Source organism: Nocardia higoensis NBRC 100133 (genome assembly GCF_000308595.1).
GTDB classification, from domain to species: Bacteria; Actinomycetota; Actinomycetes; order Mycobacteriales; family Mycobacteriaceae; genus Nocardia; species Nocardia higoensis.
In genome coordinates this window covers 1-20,988 of the sequence record NZ_BAGA01000038.1, presented here as the reverse complement: position 1 = coordinate 20,988, position 20,988 = coordinate 1, and the positions used below count along the sequence as shown (strand labels likewise).

Sequence of the window (20,988 nt, the reverse complement as noted above, 5' to 3'; positions counted from 1 at the left end):
CCGGGTCACCGGCTGAGCAGCGTGAGCGGGTCGGTCAGCAGCGCGCCGACCGTGGCGAGGAAGCGCGCGGCGAGTTCGCCGTCGACGAGCCGGTGATCGAAGCTCATGGTCAGCGTGGTGAGCCGGCGGATCGCGAGTTCCCCCTCGACGACCCAGGGCCGCCGGGCGATGGTCCCGAGGCAGAGGATCGCCGCCTCACCGGGGTTGACCAGCGGAGTCCCGGCATCGACACCGAAGACGCCGACATTGCTGAGGGTGAAGGTGCCGCCTGTCAGATCGGCGGGGGTGGCGGTGCCCGACCGCGCCGCCTCGACACACCGGCCGAGCGCCTCGCAGAGCGTACGCACGCTCATCGTCTGCGCCTGTTTGACATTCGGGACGAGCAGGCCACGCTCGGTGGCGGCGGCGATACCCAGGTTGACGTATTTCTTGGTGACGATCTGCTGCGCCTGCTCGTCGAAATGCGCGTTGACGGCGGGGTATTCGGCGAGCGCGACGAGCACTGCCCTGGCTAGGAAGGTCAACGGGGTGAGCGACAGGCCGGTGAACGACGGCGTGGCACGCAGGTGCTCGACCGCCTCCACGGTCGCGGTGCAATCGACGGTGAGGGAGGTGCTCGCCTGCGGGATGGTGGTCGCGCTGGTGACCATCGCGGCGGCGGTGCGTTTGCGCACGCCCGTCACCGGAGTGCGGATCTCCCCGCTGCCGGGCTCCTGCTCCCCCGCCTGCGCCACGGTGGCTGCCCTGCCCGCCGCAGCGGTGGGCACGGCGGCGGCCGCGCGGACATCGGCGGCGGTGACCGCACCGTCCGGGCCCGATCCGGCGATCCGGCCGAGGTCGACCCCCAGCTCCTTCGCCAGCCGCCGGGCAGCCGGCACAGCCCGCACCCGACCGCCTGCGGGCGCAACTTGCTCGGCAGCCGGCGCCTGGCCGCCGCCCTGCGTCCCGTCCTCGACAACCGGCACCCGGCCGCCCGGCGCGCGCTCCTCGGAGGCGACTCGCCCCGTCGGCCCCCGCCTGCGCGAACGGAATCCGTCCTGCGGCCCGTAGCCGACGAGCACCGAGTTCCGGCCGTCGGCGGGTCCATCACCGTTCGCGGTGCCCTCGGCGGCCGAATCCGTGTCGCTCACCGCCGCGTGATCGGCATCGACAGCGCTTCGGGCCGCCGCACCACCCGCTCCCGGCAGCCCCTCGGCGGTGGCCCGGGTCGCGCCGGCGACGGACCTGTCGTCGGAATCGCCGTGCGCCTCCGGGAGGTGTTCGTTCGCCCCCTCGTCCCGGACCCGGATCAGGGTCGCGCCCACCGGAATCGTCTCGCCCGGCTCGGCCACCAGTTCGGCGACCGTTCCGGCATACGGGCAGGGCAGGGCGACAACGGCTTTGGCCGTCTCGACCTCCGCGATGACCTGGTTGAGGTCCACGTGGTCGCCGACCTCCACCGACCAGGAGACCAGCTCCGCGTCGGCGAGGCCCTCCCCCAGGTCGGGCAGCCGGAATTCCAGGATGGCGCCGTCGTCGTGCACAGATCACCTCTTCCGCATCGGAGGGACAGAGCCGGGTGGGAAGGCCTCAGGCCGCGAGCGAGCGGTCGACCGCGTCGAGGATGCGGTCCGGATCGGGCAGGTGGTACTTCTCCAGTTTGGCGGGCGGATAGGGGATGTCGTAGCCGCCGACCCGCTGGACCGGGGCTTCCAGGTGGTAGAAGCACTGCTCGGTGACGCGGGCGGCGATCTCCGCTCCGAGGCCGCCGAAGACGGGGGCCTCGTGGGTGATCACCAGGCGGCCGGTGCGGCAGACGGATTCGGCGATGGTGTCGATGTCGAGCGGGGCGAGACTGCGCAGGTCGATCACCTCGACGGACCGGCCTTCCCCGGCGGCGATCCCGGCGGCCGCCAGCGCCGTGGCCACGGTGCCGCCGTAGGCGACGACCGTGATATCGGTGCCGGTGCGGCAGATGCGCGCCTTGTGCAGCGGCAGGTCGGGCTCGGCGTCGAAGTCGACGTCGGCCTTGTCCCAGTAGCGGCGCTTGGGTTCGAAGAAGATCACCGGATCCGGGGCGGCGATCGCCTGGCGCAGCATGTGATAGGCGTCGGCGGGGGTGCTCGGCGAGACCACCCGCAGGCCCGCGGTGTGGGTGAAATACGCCTCCGGTGATTCGGAATGGTGCTCGACCGAGCCGATGCCGCCACCGAACGGGATGCGGATCGTCAACGGCGCGCCGACCTTTCCGCCGGTGCGGTAGTGGATCTTGGCGACCTGGGAGACGATCTGGTCGAAAGCCGGGTAGACGAAGCCGTCGAATTGGATTTCGCACACCGGGCGGTAGCCGCGCAATGCCATGCCGAAGGCCGTGCCGATGATGCCGGATTCGGCCAGCGGGGTGTCGATGACCCGGTGCTGCCCGAAATCCTTCTGCAGCGTGTCGGTCACCCGGAACACCCCGCCCAGCCTGCCGATGTCCTCGCCCATCAGCACGACCGCGGGATCTGTTTCCAGCGACCGCCGCATCGCCGTGTTCAGGGCGCCCGCGAAGGTGGTGGTGGTGGTCATGACGGGGCTCCTTCGGATCGGGCGAACTCACGTCGCTGTTGTTCGATCAGCGGGTGCGGCTCGGCGTAGACGTGCTCGAACAGGGCCGAGGGGTCCGGGTCGGGCATGGTCAGGGTGGCGCGGCGCAGGTCGGCGGCGGCGGTGTCGGCGCGTTCGGTGACCTCGGCGTCGAACCGGTCGTCCCACGACGACTCCCGCTGCAGCAGCCTGCGCAGCCGGTCGATCGGGTCGCGGCGGGCCCACTGCTCGGTCTCGGCGGCGGCGCGGTAGCGGGTCGGGTCGTCGGCGGTGGTGTGCGGACCCATGCGGTAGGTGAGCGCTTCGATGAACGACGGGCCGCCGCCGGCACGGGCGCGGGCCACCGCCTGCCGCGTGACGGCGAGGACGGCGAGTACATCGTTGCCGTCGACCTGGACGCCGGGCATGCCGTAGCCGTAGGCGCGGCGGGCGATCGGGGTGGCGCTCTGCACCCGGACCGGGGCGCTGATCGCCCAGTGGTTGTTCTGGCAGAAGAACACGACCGGTGCGGTCCAGCTCGCGGCGAAGCCGAGCGCTTCGGCGATATCGCCCTGGCTGCTCGCGCCGTCGCCGAAGTAGGCGATGGTGGCGATCTCGGCGCCGTCGAGCTGGGCGGCGTAGGCGTAACCGGTGGCGTGCAAACCCTGTGAGCCCACGATGATGTTCGGGTTGGTCATGCCCACCGCCGCGGGATCCCAGCAGTGGTGCGCGACGCCGCGCCACATACGGGTGAGCAGCTCGGGCGGCACGCCGCGGCAGAGGGCGACGGCGGTCTCGCGGTAGCTGCAGAAGACGTAGTCGTCGGGGTGCAGTGCGCGGGCCGAGCCGACCTGGGCGGCCTCCTGGCCGAGCAGTGGCGGCCACAGGCCGAGCTGGCCCTGGCGTTGCAGCGCGGTGGCCTCGAGGTCGATCCGGCGGGCGATCACCATGTCGGTGTAGAGCTCGCGCAGCTGGGCGGGGCCGATATCGGCGACCAGCGCGGCGTGTTCGCGATCGAGCACCCTGGCACCGTCGGGCTGGACGAGTTGCACCGGATACTCGGGTTTGCCGGAAAGGTGCGATTGGGCCTTGTGGGGCATGGGTATCGCCTCCTGCGCTCACGGCCTTGTGGGCCTGCCACACAGTTGTGGTTTACCTCACAGCATCCACCTTTTGGCGGGATGCGCAAGTGAGCGATACGAGATTGTGCACAATGCGCAATTAACACCGACCGAACGGTGTCATACTGCGTCGCATGACCAGTCCGGACGAGGTCGAGGCGACCATCGACGCGACCGATGCCCGCATGCTGCTGGCACTGATCGAGAACCCGCGCGCCACCGGCGTCGAGTTGGCCACCCGGCTCGGCCTGTCCCGCAACACCGTGCAGGCCCGGCTGGCGCGCTGGGAGGCCAATGGCGTGCTCGCCGGCATCGAACGCCGCGTGCGGCCGCGCACACTGGGCTATCCGCTGGCGGCCTTCGTCTCCGTGGTGCTCGATCAGCATCGCCTGGAGCCGATCGTGGCCGCGCTGGCCGAGATCCCCGAGGTCACCGAGGTCTGTGGCATGACCGGGCGCATCGATCTGACGGTGCGGATCGTGGCGCGTGACGCCGAGGACCTCTACCGGCTCGCCGAGGAGATCCTGCAGATCCCCGGCGTGGAACGCACCGATATGGCGCTGGTGATGCGCGAACTGGTCGGCCCGCGCACCGCACCGCTGCTGGAACGCCTCGGCGGGACGAGCTGACCGCCGCGCCGCTACCCTGCGGTAATGGATATTGCGGGCAAGGTGGCCATCGTGACGGGCGCGGGCGGCGGAATCGGAGCGGCGCTGGCGCACCGGCTCGCCGCCGGTGGGGCGAAGGTCGTCGTCGCCGATCTCGACGGAGCCGCGGTGGTGCACGTCGCCGAGTCGATCGGGCCGAACGCGATCGCACTGGCCGGCGATGTGGCCGACGAGCGGCTGATCCGCGCGCTCATCGAACGGGCGAGCACCGAATTCGGGCCGGTGGACATGTATTTCGCCAATGCGGGCATCGGCGGCGGCCCCGGCTTGGACAGCACCGACGAGCAGTGGTCGGCCGCGCTGGAGGTCAATGTGCTCGCTCATGTGCGGGCCGCACGGCTGCTGGTGCCAGGCTGGGTGGAGCGCGGCGGCGGTTATTTCGTCTCCACCGCCTCGGCCGCGGGACTGCTCACCCAGCTCGGCTCGGCGCCGTATTCGGTGACCAAGCACGCCGCCGTCGGGTTCGCCGAGTGGCTGTCGGTGACCTACGGCGATCAGGGCGTTCGGGTGAGCTGCGTGTGCCCGATGGGTGTGGACACCAGGCTGCTGCAGGGCGATCTGGTGCCCGGCGACGAGGAGGCCTCCGCGCTGGCGATCAAGGCGGTCACCAGCGCGGGGGCCGTACTCGGCACCGAGGAGGTCGCGGAGGTGATCGTGGCGGGCGTCGAGGCCGAGCAGTTCCTCATCCTGCCGCACCCGGAAGTGCTGGAGATGTACCGGCGCAAGGGCGCGGACTACGACCGTTGGCTCGCCGGGATGCGGCGATTCCAGTCCGCGCTGCTCGGCGAGGTCACTCGGTAGCGATCTCGGCCGCCGCGGCCCGGATCACCTCGGGGATCTCGATCGGCCGCCGGGTTTCGGCGTCGACGTAGACGTGCACGAAGGTGCCGGTGGCCGACAACTCCAGCTCCTCGCCGGCCTCCTTGAAGATCGCCAGGTCGTAGGTGATGCTGGAGCGTCCCAGCCGCGAGACCCGCAGGCCGACCCGCAGCTGGTCGGGGAAGCTCACCGAGCCGGTGAACTGGCAGGAGGTCTGCGCGACCACGCCGAGCGCGGGCAGTTCCCGGATGTCGGTGCCGGTGGCCTGCATCAGCCACCCGTTGACCGCGGTGTCGAAGTACGAGTAGTAGGTCACGTTGTTCACGTGTCCGTAGTGGTCGTTGTCCGCCCAGCGGGTCGGCATCGGCCAGAGCACGGGATACGGCTGTGTCACCCGGCCGACGATAGCCGAGCGCGTAACCGTCGACCGACGGCCTCGCCCTCGGTACCGTCGAAGTGATGCGGGGAGGCTTCCAGGACACAGCGCGCCCGGGCGCCGGGCTGCGGCTCGCGCGTGCGGCCGTGTTCACCGTCTTCGGCGTGAACGGCTTCCTGCTGGCCATGTGGGTGGTGCACATTCCCGCCGTCACCGATCGCACCGGCGTCTCGAATTCCGCGCTCGGCATGTTCATCCTGCTCATGGCGGGCGCGGGCATCGTCGGCATGCGGCTGGCCGGACCGCTGGCCGACCGGTTCGGCAGCCGCGCGCTGGTGGCCGGGGCGGCCTCGATCGCCTCGCTCGCCGTGATCGGCCCCGGCCTGGCGACGGGCCCGGTTCAGCTGGGAATCGCGCTGGCCTGCTTCGGTTTCGGCAACGGCGCGCTGGACGTGTCGATGAACGCGCAGGCGGTGCAGGTCGAGCGCGCATATCGCCGGCCGATCATGTCGGCTTTCCATGCGCTGTTCTCCGGCGGCGGGCTGCTCGGGTCGCTGCTGGGCGCGGCGGCTCTGCGGGCGGGCCTCGATCCGCCGATGACTCTCACGCTGGCCTGCGTCGCCGGTCTGGCGTTCGTGGCGCTGTGCGTGCCGCGACTGCTCACCGACTCGGACGGCGCGGCGATATCCGCAGCGGCCTCGTCCCCCGCCGGCTCTACAGCCCCGGCTCAGCATCCTGCGACACCCGCGACCGCGGACGTCTGGTCGCCACCGGATTCGGTCACGTCCGTGGGCGAAGGTGCGCTGCCGGGACCGCACCGGGTGCCGCCCGCCGATGCTCCCGGCGCGCAGCGAACGCGCGCGCAGCACGGCCGAAAAGTGCTGGCGCTGGCCGTGATCGCCTTCGCGGTACTGCTCACCGAGGGCGTCGCCGCCGACTGGAGCACCCTGCAGATGCGCGAACGCCTCGATGTCGACGACGCCACCGCCGCACTGGCCTTCGCCGCCTTCTCGGTCACCATGACCGGCGGGCGGCTGATCGCCGATCGGGTGAGCGGCGCGTTCGGGCCGGTCGCGGTGGTCCGCTACGGCATGCTGCTGGCAGCCCTGGGCCTGACCACGATCATGGTCTCGACGTGGACGCCGTCGACCCTGACCGGCTGGGCGCTGTGCGGCCTCGGGCTGTCCGGCAGCATCCCGCAGATCTTCACCGCCGCCGGGAATCTGGGTTCGGCGACGGCGGCGACGGACATGTCGCGGGTGTTCGCGCTCGGCTACGTCGGGCTGCTCGCCGGACCCGCGCTGATCGGCGGGCTGACCGAATTCGTCCCGCTGACCGTCGCGCTGGTGGTGCCGCTGGTGGCGGTGGTGGTCTGTGCGCTGTCGGCCGGGGTGGTGGCCCCGCGGCGAACCGCCTGCGCGTAGTCCCGGCACGAGATCCGGCGCGTCGGTATGGTCGCCGATATGTTCGGCAACGGCAAACTCGAGCGCAGGCTGGCCCGCGTCGAGCGCAAACTGGATCTGATCATCGAACACCTCGGCATCGAGCCGACGAGCCCCGATGTCCGCCCGCTGCTCCGCACACAGGAGATGGGCGAAGTCGACTCGCTGCTGCTGATGGGCAAGAAGATCGAGGCGGTCAAGGCCTACCGCGCGATCCATCGGGGTGTGAGTCTGTCCGAGGCCGTCGACGCCGTCGAAGAACGCAAGCGCGCCCTCGGCGGCTGAGCCCGCAGACGCGAAACCCCGGCCGTCCCGCCGAACGGGAGGACCGGGGTCGCGGGCGAACCCGTTGCCCTAGAGCGCCTTCAGCTCCTCGGTGACCGCACCGACGGACTTCTTGGCGTCGCCGAACAGCATCGAGGTGTGATCGGCGTAGAACAGCGGGTTGTCGATGCCGGCGAAACCGGAGTTCATCGAACGCTTGAGCACGATGACGCTCTTGGCCTGATCGACGTTGAGCACCGGCATGCCGTAGATCGGACTCGACGCGTCCTCGCGCGCCGCCGGATTGGTGACGTCGTTGGCGCCGATGACCAGGGCGACGTCGGTGCGCGAGAACTCGCCGTTGACGTCGTCCATCTCCTTCATGGCGTCGTAGGAGACCTCGGCCTCGGCCAGCAGCACGTTCATGTGGCCGGGCATACGACCGGCGACCGGGTGGATCGCGTACTTGACCTCCACGCCCTTGGCCTCCAGCAGCGCCGCCATCTCCTTGACCGCGTGCTGGGCCTGGGCCACGGCCATGCCGTAGCCGGGAACCACGATGACCTGGTTGGCGTAGGCCATCTGGATCGCGGCGTCGGCGGCCGAGGTGGCCTTGGCCTGCTTCTGCTCGCCCGAGCCGCCGCCACCGGCGACCGCGCCGCCGCCACCGAAGCCGCCCGCGACGATCGCCGGGATGGAACGGTTCATGGCCTTGGCCATGAGGTTGGTCAGGATGGTGCCGGACGCGCCGACGATCATGCCCGCCACGATCATGGCGGTGTTGTTCAGCGCCAGGCCCGCGGCCGCCGCCGACAGGCCGGTCAGCGCGTTGAGCAGCGAGATCACCACGGGCATGTCCGCGCCGCCGATGGGCAGCACGACCATCAGGCCGAGCACGCCCGCGACGACCAGCAGCAGCAGCATCCACCACCGGGCCGCGCCGCCGTCGCCCGCCTGCACGCCGATGACAACAGCGGCCACGACGGACCCGAGCGCCAGCAGCAGGTTCAGCGGCTGCTGCAGCCTGCCGACGCCGAGCGGGCGGCCGGGCAGGATCTCCTGCAGCTTGCCGAAGGCGATCAACGAGCCCCAGAACGAGATCGAGCCGATGATCGCCGCGAACAGCGAGCCCACGATGATGTGGACAGTCGGCTCCTCGCCGTGCTTGAAGTTCGAGAAGCCGCTGGTGTCGAGGAACTCGGCCCACGCGATGAGCGCGACCGTGCCGCCGCCGACGCCGTTGAACGCCGCGACCAGCTGCGGCATCTCGGTCATCTTGGTGAACTTGGCCGGCGGCACGCCGAGCGCGACGCCGACCACTAGGCCCGCGACGATGAGGATCCAGTTGCTGGTCTCGCGGATGGAGATCAGGGTGGCCACGACGGCGACGCCCATGCCCGCGGCGGCGATCCAGTTGCCGCGCACGGCGGTCTTCGGGCCGGTCAGCCCCATCAGACCGTAGATGAACATCGCGAACGCGATGATGTAGAGAATGTTGACCAGATTGTCCATGGCTTACTCGCCTGCCTTCTGCTCGACCGGCTTCTTGCCCTTGAACATGCCGAGCATGCGGTCGGTGACCACGAAGCCGCCGACCACGTTCAGGGTGCCGAAGACCAGGGCGACGAACAGGATGATCTGGATGCCGATGGACGGATCCTCCATCTTGCCCAGCGTCACCAGCGCGCCGAGCACGACGATGCCGTGGATGGCATTGGTGCCCGACATCAGCGGGGTGTGCAGGGTGTTGGGCACCTTCGAGATGACGGCGAAACCGACGAACCCGGACAGCACCAGGATCGCGATATTGGCCAGCAGTTCGGTATACATCAGGCGTCCACCTCACGTGTGACACAGGAATCCGCGAGCACCTGGTCGCTGAAGTCGGGCGCGAGCTTGCCGTCGACCAGCATCAGTTCCAGCAGCGCCGCGATGTTCTTGGAGTACAGCTCGCTGGCGTGCTCGGGCATGGTGGCGGGCAGGTTCAGCGGCGAGGCGATGGTGACGTCGTGCTTGACGACCGTCTGTCCCGGCTCGGTGAGCTCGCAGTTGCCGCCGGTCTCACCGGCCAGGTCGACGATGACGCTGCCGGGCTTCATGCCCTCGACGGCGGCGGCGGTGACCAGGCGCGGCGCGGGCCTGCCCGGTACCAGCGCGGTGGTGATGACCACGTCGAAGCCCTTGATGGCGTCTTCGAGCGCTTTCTGCTGCTGGGCCTTCTCGTCCTCGGTGAGTTCGCGGGCGTAGCCGCCCTCACCGGCGGCGTCGATGCCGAGATCGAGCCACTGGGCGCCGACCGAGCGAACCTGGTCGGCGACCTCGGGACGCACGTCGTACCCCGTGGTGCGGCCACCGAGCCGCTTGGCCGTGGCCAGCGCCTGCAGGCCCGCGACACCGACGCCGAGCACCAGCACGGTGGCCGGCTTCACGGTGCCCGCGGCGGTGGTGAGCATGGGGAAGAAGCGCGTCGATTCCGAGGCGGCCAGCAGCACGGCCTTGTAGCCGGCCACGTTCGCCTGCGAGGACAGCGCGTCCATGACCTGTGCGCGCGAGATGCGCGGGATCGCCTCCACGGCGAATGCCTGCACGCCCGCGCTTTTCAGCGCCTCGATCTGGTTCTCGGCGTTGCGCGGGGCGAGGAAGCCGATGAGGGTCTGGCCCTTCGACAGCTTCGCCACTTCGGCGTCGCCCGGCGGCGCGACCTTCACCACGACGTCGGCCGACCACGGATCACCGATGACCGCGCCTGCGGCGACGAAAGCTTCGTCCGGAATGAGCGCTCCGTGTCCGGCGCCGGCCTCCACGACCACCTCCACGCCCTGCTTGACCAGGGACGGAATGATCTTGGGTACCAATGCGACACGTCGTTCGCCCGCGTTGGTCTCGCGAACGACTCCGACACGCGCTCCGCGCGGGGACGAATCGCCCACGTTTTGCGTTGTCTCCACTTGTCAGACTTCCTGCTCGTGGTGGCCGGAACCACCGAGTGACCTCCGGCCGAAGTTACCCGCAAGTAACTTCGCCTGAGATTTTCGCAACCATACCCGGCCGACGGTGAGCCTAGCTGAGATGCCCGTCACACCGGGGCTCGAAGCTCGTCCTGCAGTATGGTCTTCGACGCCCGTACCTGCGGCGGACTGTCCCGCAGGGCCCGCACACCGTAGGGTCGCCAGTGTGAACGACTGCGTTTTCTGCGGCATCGTGGCCGGGACCGCGCCTGCCACCAAGGTCTACGAGGACGAGACCTTGTGCGCCTTTCTCGACATCCGGCCCATCACGCGCGGGCACACCCTGGTGGTCCCCAAGCGGCACGCCACCGAACTGCCCGATCTGGACCCGGATCTGGGCGCGACCATGTTCCGCGCGGGGCACCGCCTGGCCCTGGCCGTGCGCCACGGCGGGCTGGCCTCGGACGGCGCGCATCTGGTGGTCAACGACGGGCGCGCGGCCTTCCAGACCGTCGGTCACGTCCACCTGCACGTGATCCCCCGCCACAAGGGCGACAAACTCGGCCTCGTCAAAGGACTGTTGTTGCGCAGGCCGCACGATCCCGAATCCACCGCCGCCGCGATCCGGGCGGGCCTGGCAGCACTCGAGGAAGGAACCCAGCGTTGAGCGACTCCAAGCATTCGCCGGCCGACGATCCCACCCTGGACAAGGGCGAGCTCACCGCCCTGCTGTCCGAGCAATGGCAGGCCATCGACGAGCTGGTCGCCGGCCTGGACGAGAACGGTTGGCGGACACCGTCGATCCTGCCCGGCTGGACGGTTTTCGACATCGTCGCCCATGTGGTCGGCACCGAGTCCTGGCTGCTGGGTGAGAAACCGCCCGCGCACGATCCCGAGCGCCCCAAGACCGATGTGCGCGAACTGCCGCACGTGCGCAACGAGACCGCCGTGCTCAACGAGATCTGGATCGACCGGCTGCGCTCGCTGCCCGGCGCCCGGCTGCTCGCGCTCTACCGCGATGTCACCGACCGCCGCCGCGCCGCGCTGGCCGCGATGACCGACGAGGAATGGGCCGCCCCGACCTTCTCCCCCATCGGCCAGGTCCCCTACGGCCGGTTCATGCGGGTGCGCCTGTTCGACTGTTGGTTCCACGAACTCGATATCGCCGACTCGCTGGGCCTGAAGGTCGCCGAGGGCGGTGCGCGCGGCGAGCGGGCCTTCACCGAGTTCGCGGGCTCGATCCCCCGCGTGGTGGCCAAGCTCGGCAAGGCCCCGGCCGGTTCCCGGGTGGAGTTCGTGCTCACCGGCGAACTCGCGCGCACCCAGCGCATCGAAGTCGCCGAGCGGGCCGGTTACGTGGACAGCTTCGCCGAGCCGCCCACCGTCGAAATCACCCTGGACTCCGGGCTTTTCGTCCGCCTGGGTGGCGGCCGCACGCCGCTCGAGGACCACCTCGGCGAGATCGATTTCGCGGGCGAGGAGAAACTCGGGCTGCAGCTGGTCCGCAATCTGGCCTTCACGATCTGATCGCCGCCGCCGTGCGCTTGTTCCTGGCTTCCTATCGATTCGGCAGGCATGCCGACCGGCTCGCCCGGCTGGCCGACGAGCCCGGCCGGGTGGCGGTGATCCCGAACGCCTGCGATGCCTGGCCCGCCGCCTGGCAGTCGGCGGTCACCAGCGACCTGGTCCCGCTGCGCCGCCACGGCTACTCCCCGGAAGTGCTCGACCTGCGCGATTACGTGGGCAAGCCCGAGGAGTTGGACGCGGCGCTGCGCGGATTCCCGATGGTGTGGGTGCGTGGTGGCAACACCTTCGTGCTGCGTGCGCAGTTCGCCCGCAGCGGCGCGGATCGGGTGCTGCCCGCGCTGTTGGCCGAGGACGCTCTGGTCTACGCCGGCTACAGCGCCGGGGCCTGCCTGCTGACTCCCGATCTGCACGGCATCGAGTCGATGGACGATCCGGACGAGGTGGCGCCCACCTGTGGCGTCGAGGCGCGGTGGGACGGGCTCGGCCTGGTCGACCGGCGCATCGTGCCGCACGTGGATTCGCCGACCGATCCGGACGGATCGAGCGCCCGTCTGGCGGCGGAGTACCGCTCGGGTGGAGTTCCGCACTGGGCGCTGAACGACGACGAAGTCGTCGTCGTCGACGGCGCGTCGGTCGAATACCTGCGCTGAGCCGGCGTCCGCAGCATCAGGGGCCAGTTCCGCGTCAGCATCAGGGGCCAGTTCCGCGTCGCCCGACCGCGGGGCGAGCGGGTGGGTCCTCGATCCGTCGTCAGCCGATCCGGCTCAGCGGCTCCGGGCGGTCCAGCCCCGACCAGGCCATCCGCCAGCGGCGGCGGGTCACGTCGTCGGCGTCGGCCAGCAGCGCGGCGATCAGCGACTCCGGATGCTCGCGCCAGCGGCTCACGATCCGTTCCAATGCCTGTTTGTCGAACAGTCCGGAATTCTCCAGCGCTGCCGACCACCGGGTGAAATCTCCGCTGTGGATACGGCGCAGCGCGTCCAGATCGACGGCCTGCTCACCGAATTCGGTGTCGCCGAATTCCTCGGCGAATGTGGCGGCCACGAGATCGTGGGCGTCCGGTCCTTCGGTACGCATGTTCGAACCCTCCCTTGTTCTGCCTGCGACGCCCGTTCCTGTACGAATTGTTTCCCGGGCACGAACGAAAAACCACTCGGTGCGGCGAAATTCACGCTGTCGAAATCCACCCGGAACACCGCACCGTCCGGGGTAGCGTGACGGTGTGGATCTGCACGAGCTCGCGGCCGCGCTGTCCGACGGCGCCTTGCACACCGATCGCGATCTGCTGGCAGCCTACCGGCAGGACTGGGCGAAGGATCCGGCCGCCGGGCAACCGGTGGCCCTCGTGCGCGCGCACAGCACCGCCGACGTGATCGCGACCCTGCGCTGGGCGCACGAACACCGCGTTCCGGTGGTGCCGCGCGGGGCCGGGACGGGGCTGTCCGGCGGCGCGACCGCCCTGGACGGCGGGCTGGTGCTGAGCACCGAGAAGATGCGCGCCATCACCGTCGATCCGGTGACCAGGACCGCCGTGGTCCAGCCCGGGCTGCTCAATGCCGAGGTCAAGCGGGCTGCCGCCGAACACGGCCTGTGGTACCCGCCCGACCCGTCCTCCTTCGAGATCTGCTCGATCGGCGGCAACGCGGCCACCAACGCGGGCGGGCTGTGCTGCGTGAAATACGGCGTGACCACCGACTACGTGCTCGGCATGGAGGTGGTGCTGGCCGACGGCACGCCGGTGCGCCTCGGCGGCCCGCGTCTGAAGGATTCGGCCGGATTGTCGCTGACGAAATTGTTCGTCGGCAGCGAGGGGACCCTCGGCATCATCACCGAGCTCACCTTGCGCCTGCTGCCCGCCCAGCCACGCCAGACCACCGTGGTCGCGAGCTTCGCCACGCTGGACTCGGCGACCGAAGCCATTCTCGCGATCACCGGCGCGCTGCGGCCGGCCATGCTGGAATTCATGGACCGGGTCGCCATCAATGCGGTCGAGGACGAATTGCGCATGGGGCTGGACCGCGACGCCGCCGCATTACTGGTGGCGCGCTCGGACGCGCCCGGCGAATTCGCCGCGCGGGAGGCCGAAATGATGGCGCGCGCCTGCGAGAAAGCCGCTGCCACCGAGGTTTTCCATACCGACGACCCCGAAGAAGGCGAGGCCTTCACCGCCGCCCGCCGCTACGCGATCCCCGCTGTGGAGAAGATCGGTCCGTTGCTGCTCGAGGATGTCGGCGTGCCGCTGCCCCGCCTCGGCGACCTGGTCTCCGGCATCGCCGCCATCGCCGCCCACAACGAGGTCACCGTCTCGGTCATCGCGCACGCGGGCGACGGCAACACCCACCCCCTGATCGTCCACGACCCCACCGACCCCGAGAACACCGCACGCGCCCACCAGGCCTTCGGCGAGATCATGGATCTGGCCATCGCGCTCGGCGGCACCATCACCGGCGAACACGGCGTCGGCCGCCTGAAGAAGGCCTGGCTCCCGGACCAGCTCGGCCCCGACGTCATCGCCCTGACCCGCCGCATCAAGGACGCCCTCGACCCGCACGGCATCCTCAACCCCGGCGCCATCCTCTGACCGCGCGGGAACATTCCCGCGCGGAACGAAGTTGATCCGATCATGACGACCAGGCTCGAGCACAACGCCGCCGACACCCGCTACGAGATCTATGTCGACGACACCCTCGCCGGGTATGCCGACTACGCCGAGCGCGAGGACATCAAGACCCGCGACTTCAACCACACGGTCACCTTTCCCGAGTTCCGCGGCCAGGGCATCGCGGGCAAGGTCGTGAAGTTCGCCCTCGACGAGACCCGCGCCGCGGGCTACACCGTGCTGCCCACCTGCTGGTACGTCGACAAGTACATCGCCGAGCATCGCGAATACGCGGACCTGCTCGCCAGGTAATCCACTCGACCAGGGACCGGCGAGCTTGCCGGTCCCTCGCCATGTGGCGGTCGCTGTCTCGAACGCGGGGCCGACACGGCACGATGGTCCTATGACGAACGAACCCGGTGCGGATATCTCCGCCAGTGTGGAAGATCAGATTCGCGCCGGCGAGGAACTGCTCGGCAGCGGTGAAACCGAGGAATTGATCCGGCAGGCGGCCGAGACGATCACCTTGGCGCGCGCCCAGGGGCGGCTCGACATCGTGGAGCAGGCGGGCGCGATCATCCGGGAGCTGTCCGAGCAGCACGAGGCCGTGGCGCGGGCGCAGGCCGACCTGATCGTGGAGAACGCCAATCTGAAGGCAGCCACCGACATGCTGCGCGCGGCGGAGGCCCATTACGCGGCGGCGGTGGAAGCGCTCGGCGAAGACAAGTAACAGCGGGTCGTCGGGCGGGGGCGCAGCGCCGACCGTTCGCATAGTGCAACTCTATTGATGCGCTATGAAATTCTCTACTCTGAGTCCAGTGTGGCGGCCCTCACGTTCCGATGGTGGGGCCGCCTATTCCCCGCCCTACGGATCAGGACTCGACGATGAGCACTCATGACGTTGTCATTCGCAACGGACTCGTATTCGACGGCACCGGCGCACCCGGCGTCCGAGCCGATGTGGGCATCACCGACGGGCTGGTGTCGGCGATCAGCGCCACGCCGCTGGAGGCGACCGCGGACACCCGAGTGATCGACGCCGAGGGCCGATGGGTCATGCCGGGGTTCGTCGATTCCCACACCCATTACGACGCCGAACTGCTCGCCTCTCCCGGCCTCGGGGAGTCGGTCCGGCACGGGGTGACGACGGTGCTGGTCGGCAACTGTTCGATCTCGGCGATCTACAGCGACGTCGTGGACGTCGCCGATCTGTTCAGCCGGGTGGAGGCGCTGCCGCGGGATTCGGTGCTCGAGGTCCTGCACGCGAAGAAGACCTGGCAGGACCCCGAGCAGTGGGTTCGCGCCCTCGACGCGCTGCCGCTCGGCCCGAATGTCGCCTCGTTCATCGGGCATTCCGACGTGCGCGCCTCGGTCATGGGCCTGGGCCGGGCCACCGATCCGGCCCATTCGCCGACCCGCGCGGAACTGCGCGAGATCGACCGGCGCATCGAAGCAGCCCTGGACGCCGGCTTCCTCGGCGTCTCGACCATGACCAATCCGTGGGACAAGCTCGACGGCGACCGTTACCGCTCGCGGACGCTGCCCTCGACCCACGCGTCCTGGAAGGAGTTCCGCCGGATCAGCAGACTGTTGCGCCGTCGCGGGGCGACGCTGCAGGGCGTGCCGAACCTCAATACGAAGGTCGACATCGCCTTCTTCGCGGCCACCAGCACCGGACTTTTCCGCAAACCGCTGCGGGTCTCCCTGCTCGCGGCCGCCGATTCCGTCGCCGAGCCCTGGGTGAACCGCATCTTCGGCCCGGCGGCATGGCTGGTGAACAAACTCGGACGCGGGAAGTTCGTCTGGCAGCACCTGCCGAAGACCTTCCAGGTCTACTCCGACGGCATCGACCTCGTCGTCTTCGAGGAGTTCGGCTCCGGCCGGGAAGCCCTGCATCTCAAAGAGGAGATGGGCCGCAACGACCTGCTGCGGCAGGAGAGCTACCGACGCTGGTTCCGGGCGGACTTCGAGAAGCGGTTCAGCCCGCGGGTATGGCATCGGGACTTCGACGACGCCCGGATCGTGGACTGCCCCGACGCGACTCTGATCGGCTCGACGGTCGGCGAGGTCGCCCGCGCCCGCGGCATCCACCCCGTGGACTGCTTCCTCGACCTCGTGGTCGAATACGGGACCGCATTCCGCTGGACCACGGTGATCGCGAACTCGCGCCGGAAGGTCGCCGACCGGCTGGTGAACACGCCCGGGGTGACCATCGGATTCTCCGACGCCGGAGCCCATTTGCGGAACATGGCCTTCTACAACTTCGGCATCCACCTGCTCGCCCGGGTGCATCAGGCGCAGCAGCAGGGCAGGCCGTTCATGCCGGTCGAAGCGGCCGTCCACAAGCTCACCGGCGAGCTGGCCGATTTCTACCAGCTCGACGCCGGGCGCCTGGCGCAGGGCCGTCGTGCCGACATCGTCGTCGTGGACCCGGCCGGACTCGACGAGAGCACCACCGATTACCACGAAGCGGCCATGCCCGAGTTCGGCGGCATCCGGCGGATGGTCAACCGCAATGACGCCGCGGTCACGGCGACCCTGGTATCCGGCGAGATCGTCTGGCACGACGGCGAATTCGCCGAGGGATTCGGTTCGACGGTCGGCCCCGGGCGATTCCTGTCCGCGGGCAAGACGGTTCTGCCCCAGGTGGCGCGCCCCGTCACGGCGTGACCGGGGGCCGGGTTCCGATCCCGCGGAACCCGTCCCGCCCCCTCACGAGATCGCCGACGAAAGCCGCTGCGCCGCTTCGTGTACGGCCTCACCGATCTCCGCGACGCGGACACCGCTCAGCGGTTCGTCGGCATCGACCACGGCGAGGACGACACCGGGCTGACCGCTGGTCGCGGTGGTCGCGGCGCTGATCGAGATCGGCAGATAGGTCGCCTCCGGGTCCAATTCGCCGACCAGTCGCGTGGGCAGGACAGTCGTCAGGATCTCTCGCTGGCGCCGCACCGCCTCGCGTCCGGCCAAGCCGGCGCCGCGCGCGGTGGCGACGACTTCGGAGAACGCCCGGTCGGACCGGTCGACGCATTCGACCGCGTACCCGCGTTCCTGGATCAGAGCCAGCTCGGCCAGGTGCGCCTCGGCCTGTTCCGACTCACCGGCCCGGCCGTCCACGGTGTCGGCGATCCATTCGGCCGCCTCCTCCGACGGCAGCTGCGCCACCAGCGCCGCGCCCAGCGGCGGGAGCAGGCGCAGCCGGTCGCCGAGCCGCAGACCCAGCGCGTCGCGGCGTCCCGACACGGGATGAGTGATCTCGGCGACGACGAGGTCACCACCGGACTGTGTGAAGCCGATGGCCGCCAGCGAGGTCGTATCGGAGAGTTCGCGCAGCAGCGGACGGGCGAACTCCATCACGTCGAGCGCCTCGGCGGCGGCCTGCCCGATACCGATCAGGGCGGGGCCCAGCTGATAGGTCCTTCGCGCCGGGTGCCGGAGGAGCCAGCCCGCCTCGGTCAGGGCGACGACCATCGGATAGCAGGTGGCCTTCGCGACGCCGAGATGGCGGGCGATGTCGGCGAGGCTGCGTCCGGTGCGCGGTTCCGCGGCGAGCAGTTGGGCCAAGAGGACGATGCGGTCGGTTTGCGGCGATTCACGGGCCATGTGTTCGCATTATGCCACTCTGGAAATGCATTACGCGCTCCTTTATCTTGACTTCACGCCGCTTCATGAGACACGCATCACAAGGAGGAGCCGGTGAAAACCAACGGAGGAACGCTGCTCGCACGAGCACTCGCCGATGCCGGGATCACCGAGGTGTTCACCCTGCATGGCGGCCACCTCGACGCCTTCCTGGTGTCGTGCGAGCCCAACGGCATCCACCTGACCGACACCAGGCACGAGGCGAGTGCGGGCCATGCCGCCGACGCCTATGCCCGGGTCACCGGCGGCATCGGCGTCTGCGTGGTCACCTCGGGCCCCGGCTTCACCAACGTCTACACCGCCGTCGCGAACGCGTACCTGGACCGCAGCCGACCCTGTTCGTGGTCGGCGCCCCGCCGCTGCGCGAGACCGGAACCAACCCGCTGCAAGGAGGATTCGACCAGATCGCGGCGGCCACGCCGGTCACCAAGTGGGCCCACCGGATCACCGACCCGGCCCGCGTGCCGGAACTGGTCGCCCAGGCGATCCGCACGGCCACGACCGGCGTGCCGGGACCGGTCCTGCTCGAGATCCCGATCGACGTCATGTTCGGCGAGGCAGAGGAGAGCACCGTTCGGTTCCCGACGAACTACGCGGTCACCGCCAGGCCCGCCCCCGACGCCGCATCGGTGACCGCGGCGATCGAACTTCTGCATGCGGCGCAGCGACCGGCCATCGTCATCGGCGGCGGCGTCACCTTCTCCCGCGCCGAAGCGGAATTGGTGAAACTGGCCGAGACCATCGGCGCGCCGGTCTTCTACCCAGCCAAAGCCGACGGAGCCATCCCCGGCGACCACCGGTTGGCAGCAGGCGGCCTCCTGACACTCGGCGCTCTCCCCCTGCTCGGAGCGGGCACACCGGATGTCGTGCTGCTCGCCGGAGCACGCGCGGGCATGTTCACCGGCGGGCGGGCGAGTCATTTCCCCGGCGCCCGGATCATCCAGATCGATCTCGACGCCGCGGAGATCGGGCGGATGCAGGACGTCGAGGTGCCGATCCTGGCCGATTGCCGCGAGACCTTGGCAGCACTGGCGACGACGGCGGCCGACAGGGTCTGGCCCGACTCGTCCGCCTGGGTCGATGTCGTCGTCGGCGCGCGCCACATGCACAGCGCCCTGTACCCCGACCCCACCACGGCCTCCGGCAAACCGCACCCCTACTTCGCGGCGAAAGCGATCGTGGAAGCCTGCCCGCAGGACACGATCTTCGTGCTCGACGGCGCGGAGGCCCCCGCCTGGGCCGAGTTCTTCACCACCGCGAGCCGCAACGGCGACATCCTGCGCCTGGGCTATCTCGGATGCCTCGGCGTCGGACCGGGTTTCGCGATCGGCGCGGGCCGCGCCCGCCCCGGCGACCCCGTGGTGGTCATCACCGGCGACGGCGCCGCCGGGTTCCACATCCAGGAGTTCGACACCATGGCCAGGCACGGGATACCGGTGATCACCGTCGTGTTCAACAACGCCGTGTGGGGAATGTCGGTGCACGGCCAGCAGGCCGTCTACGGCGAGCCCGGTGTGGTCGTGTCCACCCTCGCCGACAGCGCGTACGAGCAGGTGGCGGTCGCCTTCGGCGGGTACGGCGAACGCGTCACCGACGTCGCCGACCTGCCCGACGCGATGAAGCGCGCGTTCGAAGCGGGAGTCCCCGTCTGCCTCAACGTCGACATCGACCCACACATCGTGCATCCGCTCACCACGATGATGCTCGGCGACGTCACGTCGACCGACGCCATTGTCGTTCCCTACTACGAGAACATTCCCCGCTGAGATCACGCGGCAACCCTGCCGCACCGGCATCACCTGGCCGGACCCGACAGAACGAACCGGCCGGCACAGCGTCGTCCGCCGTCTACAACGAGAAAGGCGGCAACGAGTCCGGGGCCGCCTTTCCATCGGCAACGAGGCGAGATCTACCCCTCGAGCAGGGCGCGGGACATGACGACCCGCTGGATCTGGTTGATGCCCTCGTAGATCTGGGTGATCTATCAGCCAGTTTCGGCTGAGCTGGCGCTTCCCGGGCAACCGACGGCCTGTGCACGGCCTGGCGGAACCTCTTCACTACGAGTCGAATACGGTGTGTCCGTGCCGGTCTCGCGATCGTCCGCGCACCTATGTGAGGTGCTGAAGCGCCTTCGTGGGAGCCTCACACTGCCAGGAGTGCGCGAATCTCTTGACCAAGGCGAACACTCGGCGTCTTCCGACGTAGGCGCGGTGTCATCGGTGCCCCGCTGTCGTCATCGTTGTCGTCAGAAGTGTCGTCAAGCCAACCGCCCGCTGACCACCTCGACCCCCCAGGAAGGATGACCTTCAATTGGCGCACGCCATGTGCACCCTGCATGTCAAGGTGGCGGGTTCAGACCGAGGCATTGCGCATGGTTGCGAATGACGTGTGATCCCCATCTGGTCCCCAGCTGAAACGGTTCTGAACGCCGGGATGACCTCACCCTTTCGGTCGTTGCGTTGTGCCCAACGACGCGTCTCGTGACAGGGCGGTCAGGCTTCCCGACGTTCGCTCCGCTCTTGAAGCGCCTCGAACAGATCGTCTGCACCGTCCATGATCAACTCAGCTTCCATGGGCTCTGGAAGCGGCTCTGGCAGAAGGCCCTCGTCGTCCGGATGGTAGTAAATTTCCTGACGGGCATTAAGAGCTCCTAACAGGATCTGTCGGGTGGCGACGAACAGTGTTGTAGTGCAGGATATTTCGTCGTGGCAGCACCATGGATCGTCGACGATGACTTGTGGGCGGTAATCGAACCGCTACTCCCGATCCCGCCGGCAGGAACCCCCGGACCGCCTCAGAAGGACCCCCGACTGGTGTTCCAGGGCATCTTGTTCGTGCTGTTCACCGGCATCGGCTGGGAAGACCTACCCCAAGAACTCGGATTCGGGTCCGGCATGACCTGCTGGCGGCGACTACGCGACTGGCAGGCCGCCGGAGTGTTCGAGCAGATGCACCAGGAAATGCTCACCCGCAGCCACGCCGCCAGGCTGATCGACTTCGACCGCGTGATGGTCGACGCCTCCCACGTCCGGGCG

The 20,988-nt window shown here is 69.3% G+C and carries 21 protein-coding genes and 1 pseudogene; 13 read left to right on the top strand and 9 right to left on the bottom strand.

Translation table 11 applies throughout. From position 1 onward, the window contains the following. Positions 1 to 5: 5 nt before the first annotated feature. Genes ON26_RS04790 through pdhA form a run of 3 tightly spaced genes read right to left on the bottom strand, consistent with a single transcriptional unit; the run spans position 6 to position 3,647 of the window. On the bottom strand, positions 6 to 1,523 hold the full coding sequence (locus ON26_RS04790; protein WP_040794749.1) for a dihydrolipoamide acetyltransferase family protein: 1,518 nt from the start codon (positions 1,521 to 1,523) through the stop codon (positions 6 to 8). A 46-nt stretch (positions 1,524 to 1,569) separates the two neighbouring features. Then, positions 1,570 to 2,550, bottom strand: a complete 981-nt coding sequence (locus tag ON26_RS04785) for an alpha-ketoacid dehydrogenase subunit beta (RefSeq protein WP_040794748.1) — start codon at positions 2,548 to 2,550, stop codon at positions 1,570 to 1,572. Continuing rightward, the gene (gene pdhA, locus ON26_RS04780) at positions 2,547 to 3,647 is read right to left on the bottom strand and encodes a pyruvate dehydrogenase (acetyl-transferring) E1 component subunit alpha (RefSeq protein WP_040794747.1); all 1,101 of its coding nucleotides are present in this window, start codon (positions 3,645 to 3,647) and stop codon (positions 2,547 to 2,549) included. Before pdhA ends, ON26_RS04785 begins: the two co-directional genes overlap by 4 nt. A 155-nt stretch (positions 3,648 to 3,802) precedes the next feature. Here pdhA and ON26_RS04775 point away from each other — a divergent pair, with 155 nt between their 5' ends. After that, positions 3,803 to 4,297: an Lrp/AsnC family transcriptional regulator gene (locus ON26_RS04775; protein WP_040794746.1), complete on the top strand. Its 495-nt coding sequence runs from the start codon at positions 3,803 to 3,805 to the stop codon at positions 4,295 to 4,297. A 24-nt stretch (positions 4,298 to 4,321) separates the two neighbouring features. Further along, positions 4,322 to 5,137: an SDR family oxidoreductase gene (locus ON26_RS04770; RefSeq protein ID WP_040794745.1), complete on the top strand. Its 816-nt coding sequence runs from the start codon at positions 4,322 to 4,324 to the stop codon at positions 5,135 to 5,137. Here the strand turns inward: ON26_RS04770 and ON26_RS04765 are convergent. Further along, the gene (locus ON26_RS04765; RefSeq protein WP_083883735.1) at positions 5,127 to 5,519 is read right to left on the bottom strand and encodes an acyl-CoA thioesterase; all 393 of its coding nucleotides are present in this window, start codon (positions 5,517 to 5,519) and stop codon (positions 5,127 to 5,129) included. The genes ON26_RS04770 and ON26_RS04765 overlap by 11 nt on opposite strands. Before the next feature lie 95 nt (positions 5,520 to 5,614). Between ON26_RS04765 and ON26_RS04760 the strand changes: the two genes are divergently transcribed. Continuing rightward, a complete protein-coding gene (locus tag ON26_RS04760; RefSeq protein ID WP_051026700.1) occupies positions 5,615 to 6,955 on the top strand; it encodes an MFS transporter in 1,341 nt (446 codons plus the stop codon). 39 nt (positions 6,956 to 6,994) lie between these two features. Further along, positions 6,995 to 7,258, top strand: coding sequence for a hypothetical protein (locus tag ON26_RS04755; RefSeq protein ID WP_218000544.1), 264 nt, complete (start codon positions 6,995 to 6,997; stop codon positions 7,256 to 7,258). 69 nt (positions 7,259 to 7,327) lie between these two features. Here the strand turns inward: ON26_RS04755 and ON26_RS04750 are convergent, their stop codons facing one another. The 3 genes from ON26_RS04750 to ON26_RS04740 are packed head-to-tail and all read right to left on the bottom strand — an operon-like array spanning position 7,328 to position 10,185. Next, complete coding sequence (locus ON26_RS04750; RefSeq protein ID WP_040794742.1) at positions 7,328 to 8,749, bottom strand: NAD(P)(+) transhydrogenase (Re/Si-specific) subunit beta; 1,422 nt, start codon at positions 8,747 to 8,749, stop codon at positions 7,328 to 7,330. Between the two features lie 3 nt (positions 8,750 to 8,752). After that, complete coding sequence (locus tag ON26_RS04745) at positions 8,753 to 9,067, bottom strand: NAD(P) transhydrogenase subunit alpha part 2 (protein WP_040794741.1); 315 nt, start codon at positions 9,065 to 9,067, stop codon at positions 8,753 to 8,755. Continuing rightward, positions 9,067 to 10,185 (bottom strand): Re/Si-specific NAD(P)(+) transhydrogenase subunit alpha, encoded by a 1,119-nt coding sequence (locus tag ON26_RS04740; RefSeq protein WP_040794740.1) that lies wholly within the window; start codon positions 10,183 to 10,185, stop codon positions 9,067 to 9,069. The genes ON26_RS04745 and ON26_RS04740 overlap by 1 nt, the downstream gene beginning before the upstream one ends. Before the next feature lie 226 nt (positions 10,186 to 10,411). Between ON26_RS04740 and ON26_RS04735 the strand changes: the two genes are divergently transcribed. From ON26_RS04735 to ON26_RS04725, 3 genes are read left to right on the top strand one after another with little or no spacing between them, the layout of a single operon-like run. Continuing rightward, complete coding sequence (locus tag ON26_RS04735) at positions 10,412 to 10,852, top strand: HIT family protein (protein ID WP_040794739.1); 441 nt, start codon at positions 10,412 to 10,414, stop codon at positions 10,850 to 10,852. Further along, positions 10,849 to 11,712, top strand: a complete 864-nt coding sequence (locus ON26_RS04730) for a maleylpyruvate isomerase family mycothiol-dependent enzyme (protein WP_083883732.1) — start codon at positions 10,849 to 10,851, stop codon at positions 11,710 to 11,712. The genes ON26_RS04735 and ON26_RS04730 overlap by 4 nt, the downstream gene beginning before the upstream one ends. Before the next feature lie 11 nt (positions 11,713 to 11,723). Continuing rightward, positions 11,724 to 12,362, top strand: coding sequence for a Type 1 glutamine amidotransferase-like domain-containing protein (locus ON26_RS04725; protein WP_040794738.1), 639 nt, complete (start codon positions 11,724 to 11,726; stop codon positions 12,360 to 12,362). 100 nt (positions 12,363 to 12,462) lie between these two features. Here ON26_RS04725 and ON26_RS04720 read toward each other — a convergent pair whose 3' ends face one another. After that, on the bottom strand, positions 12,463 to 12,789 hold the full coding sequence (locus ON26_RS04720) for a hypothetical protein (protein WP_040794737.1): 327 nt from the start codon (positions 12,787 to 12,789) through the stop codon (positions 12,463 to 12,465). Positions 12,790 to 12,934: 145 nt separating this feature from the next. Between ON26_RS04720 and ON26_RS04715 the strand changes: the two genes are divergently transcribed. The 4 genes from ON26_RS04715 to ON26_RS04700 all read left to right on the top strand — a co-directional run bounded on the left by ON26_RS04715 (position 12,935) and on the right by ON26_RS04700 (position 16,981). After that, complete coding sequence (locus ON26_RS04715) at positions 12,935 to 14,293, top strand: FAD-binding oxidoreductase (protein ID WP_040794736.1); 1,359 nt, start codon at positions 12,935 to 12,937, stop codon at positions 14,291 to 14,293. Between the two features lie 42 nt (positions 14,294 to 14,335). Continuing rightward, positions 14,336 to 14,623, top strand: coding sequence for a GNAT family N-acetyltransferase (locus tag ON26_RS04710; RefSeq protein WP_040794735.1), 288 nt, complete (start codon positions 14,336 to 14,338; stop codon positions 14,621 to 14,623). Positions 14,624 to 14,714: 91 nt separating this feature from the next. Next, entirely contained in the window at positions 14,715 to 15,041 is a 327-nt protein-coding gene (locus tag ON26_RS04705; protein WP_040794734.1) for a hypothetical protein, read from the top strand. A 155-nt stretch (positions 15,042 to 15,196) separates the two neighbouring features. Further along, positions 15,197 to 16,981, top strand: coding sequence for an N-acyl-D-amino-acid deacylase family protein (locus ON26_RS04700; protein WP_051026697.1), 1,785 nt, complete (start codon positions 15,197 to 15,199; stop codon positions 16,979 to 16,981). Positions 16,982 to 17,023: 42 nt separating this feature from the next. On the opposite strand, the gene ON26_RS04695 is transcribed toward ON26_RS04700, so the two are convergent. Continuing rightward, complete coding sequence (locus ON26_RS04695; protein WP_040794733.1) at positions 17,024 to 17,914, bottom strand: helix-turn-helix domain-containing protein; 891 nt, start codon at positions 17,912 to 17,914, stop codon at positions 17,024 to 17,026. A 93-nt stretch (positions 17,915 to 18,007) separates the two neighbouring features. On the opposite strand from ON26_RS04695, the pseudogene ON26_RS04690 reads away from it, so the two are divergent. Then, positions 18,008 to 19,719 (top strand): annotated as a pseudogene (locus ON26_RS04690) (thiamine pyrophosphate-binding protein). Between the two features lie 939 nt (positions 19,720 to 20,658). Next, a partial coding sequence (locus ON26_RS32070) for a transposase (RefSeq protein WP_169333680.1) occupies positions 20,659 to 20,988 on the top strand: 330 nt, incomplete at its 3' end.

Coding starts and splice junctions, on each gene's coding strand:
- pdhA (WP_040794747.1), bottom strand. CDS start 3,647: ATGCCCCACAAGGCCCAATCGCACCTTTCCGGCAAACCCGAGTATCCG.
- ON26_RS04750 (WP_040794742.1), bottom strand. CDS start 8,749: ATGGACAATCTGGTCAACATTCTCTACATCATCGCGTTCGCGATGTTC.
- ON26_RS04755 (WP_218000544.1), top strand. CDS start 6,995: ATGTTCGGCAACGGCAAACTCGAGCGCAGGCTGGCCCGCGTCGAGCGC.
- ON26_RS04745 (WP_040794741.1), bottom strand. CDS start 9,067: ATGTATACCGAACTGCTGGCCAATATCGCGATCCTGGTGCTGTCCGGG.
- ON26_RS04775 (WP_040794746.1), top strand. CDS start 3,803: ATGACCAGTCCGGACGAGGTCGAGGCGACCATCGACGCGACCGATGCC.
- ON26_RS04720 (WP_040794737.1), bottom strand. CDS start 12,789: ATGCGTACCGAAGGACCGGACGCCCACGATCTCGTGGCCGCCACATTC.
- ON26_RS04770 (WP_040794745.1), top strand. CDS start 4,322: ATGGATATTGCGGGCAAGGTGGCCATCGTGACGGGCGCGGGCGGCGGA.
- ON26_RS04695 (WP_040794733.1), bottom strand. CDS start 17,914: ATGGCCCGTGAATCGCCGCAAACCGACCGCATCGTCCTCTTGGCCCAA.
- ON26_RS04760 (WP_051026700.1), top strand. CDS start 5,615: ATGCGGGGAGGCTTCCAGGACACAGCGCGCCCGGGCGCCGGGCTGCGG.
- ON26_RS04700 (WP_051026697.1), top strand. CDS start 15,197: ATGAGCACTCATGACGTTGTCATTCGCAACGGACTCGTATTCGACGGC.
- ON26_RS04765 (WP_083883735.1), bottom strand. CDS start 5,519: ATGCCGACCCGCTGGGCGGACAACGACCACTACGGACACGTGAACAAC.
- ON26_RS04710 (WP_040794735.1), top strand. CDS start 14,336: ATGACGACCAGGCTCGAGCACAACGCCGCCGACACCCGCTACGAGATC.
- ON26_RS04785 (WP_040794748.1), bottom strand. CDS start 2,550: ATGACCACCACCACCACCTTCGCGGGCGCCCTGAACACGGCGATGCGG.
- ON26_RS04705 (WP_040794734.1), top strand. CDS start 14,715: ATGACGAACGAACCCGGTGCGGATATCTCCGCCAGTGTGGAAGATCAG.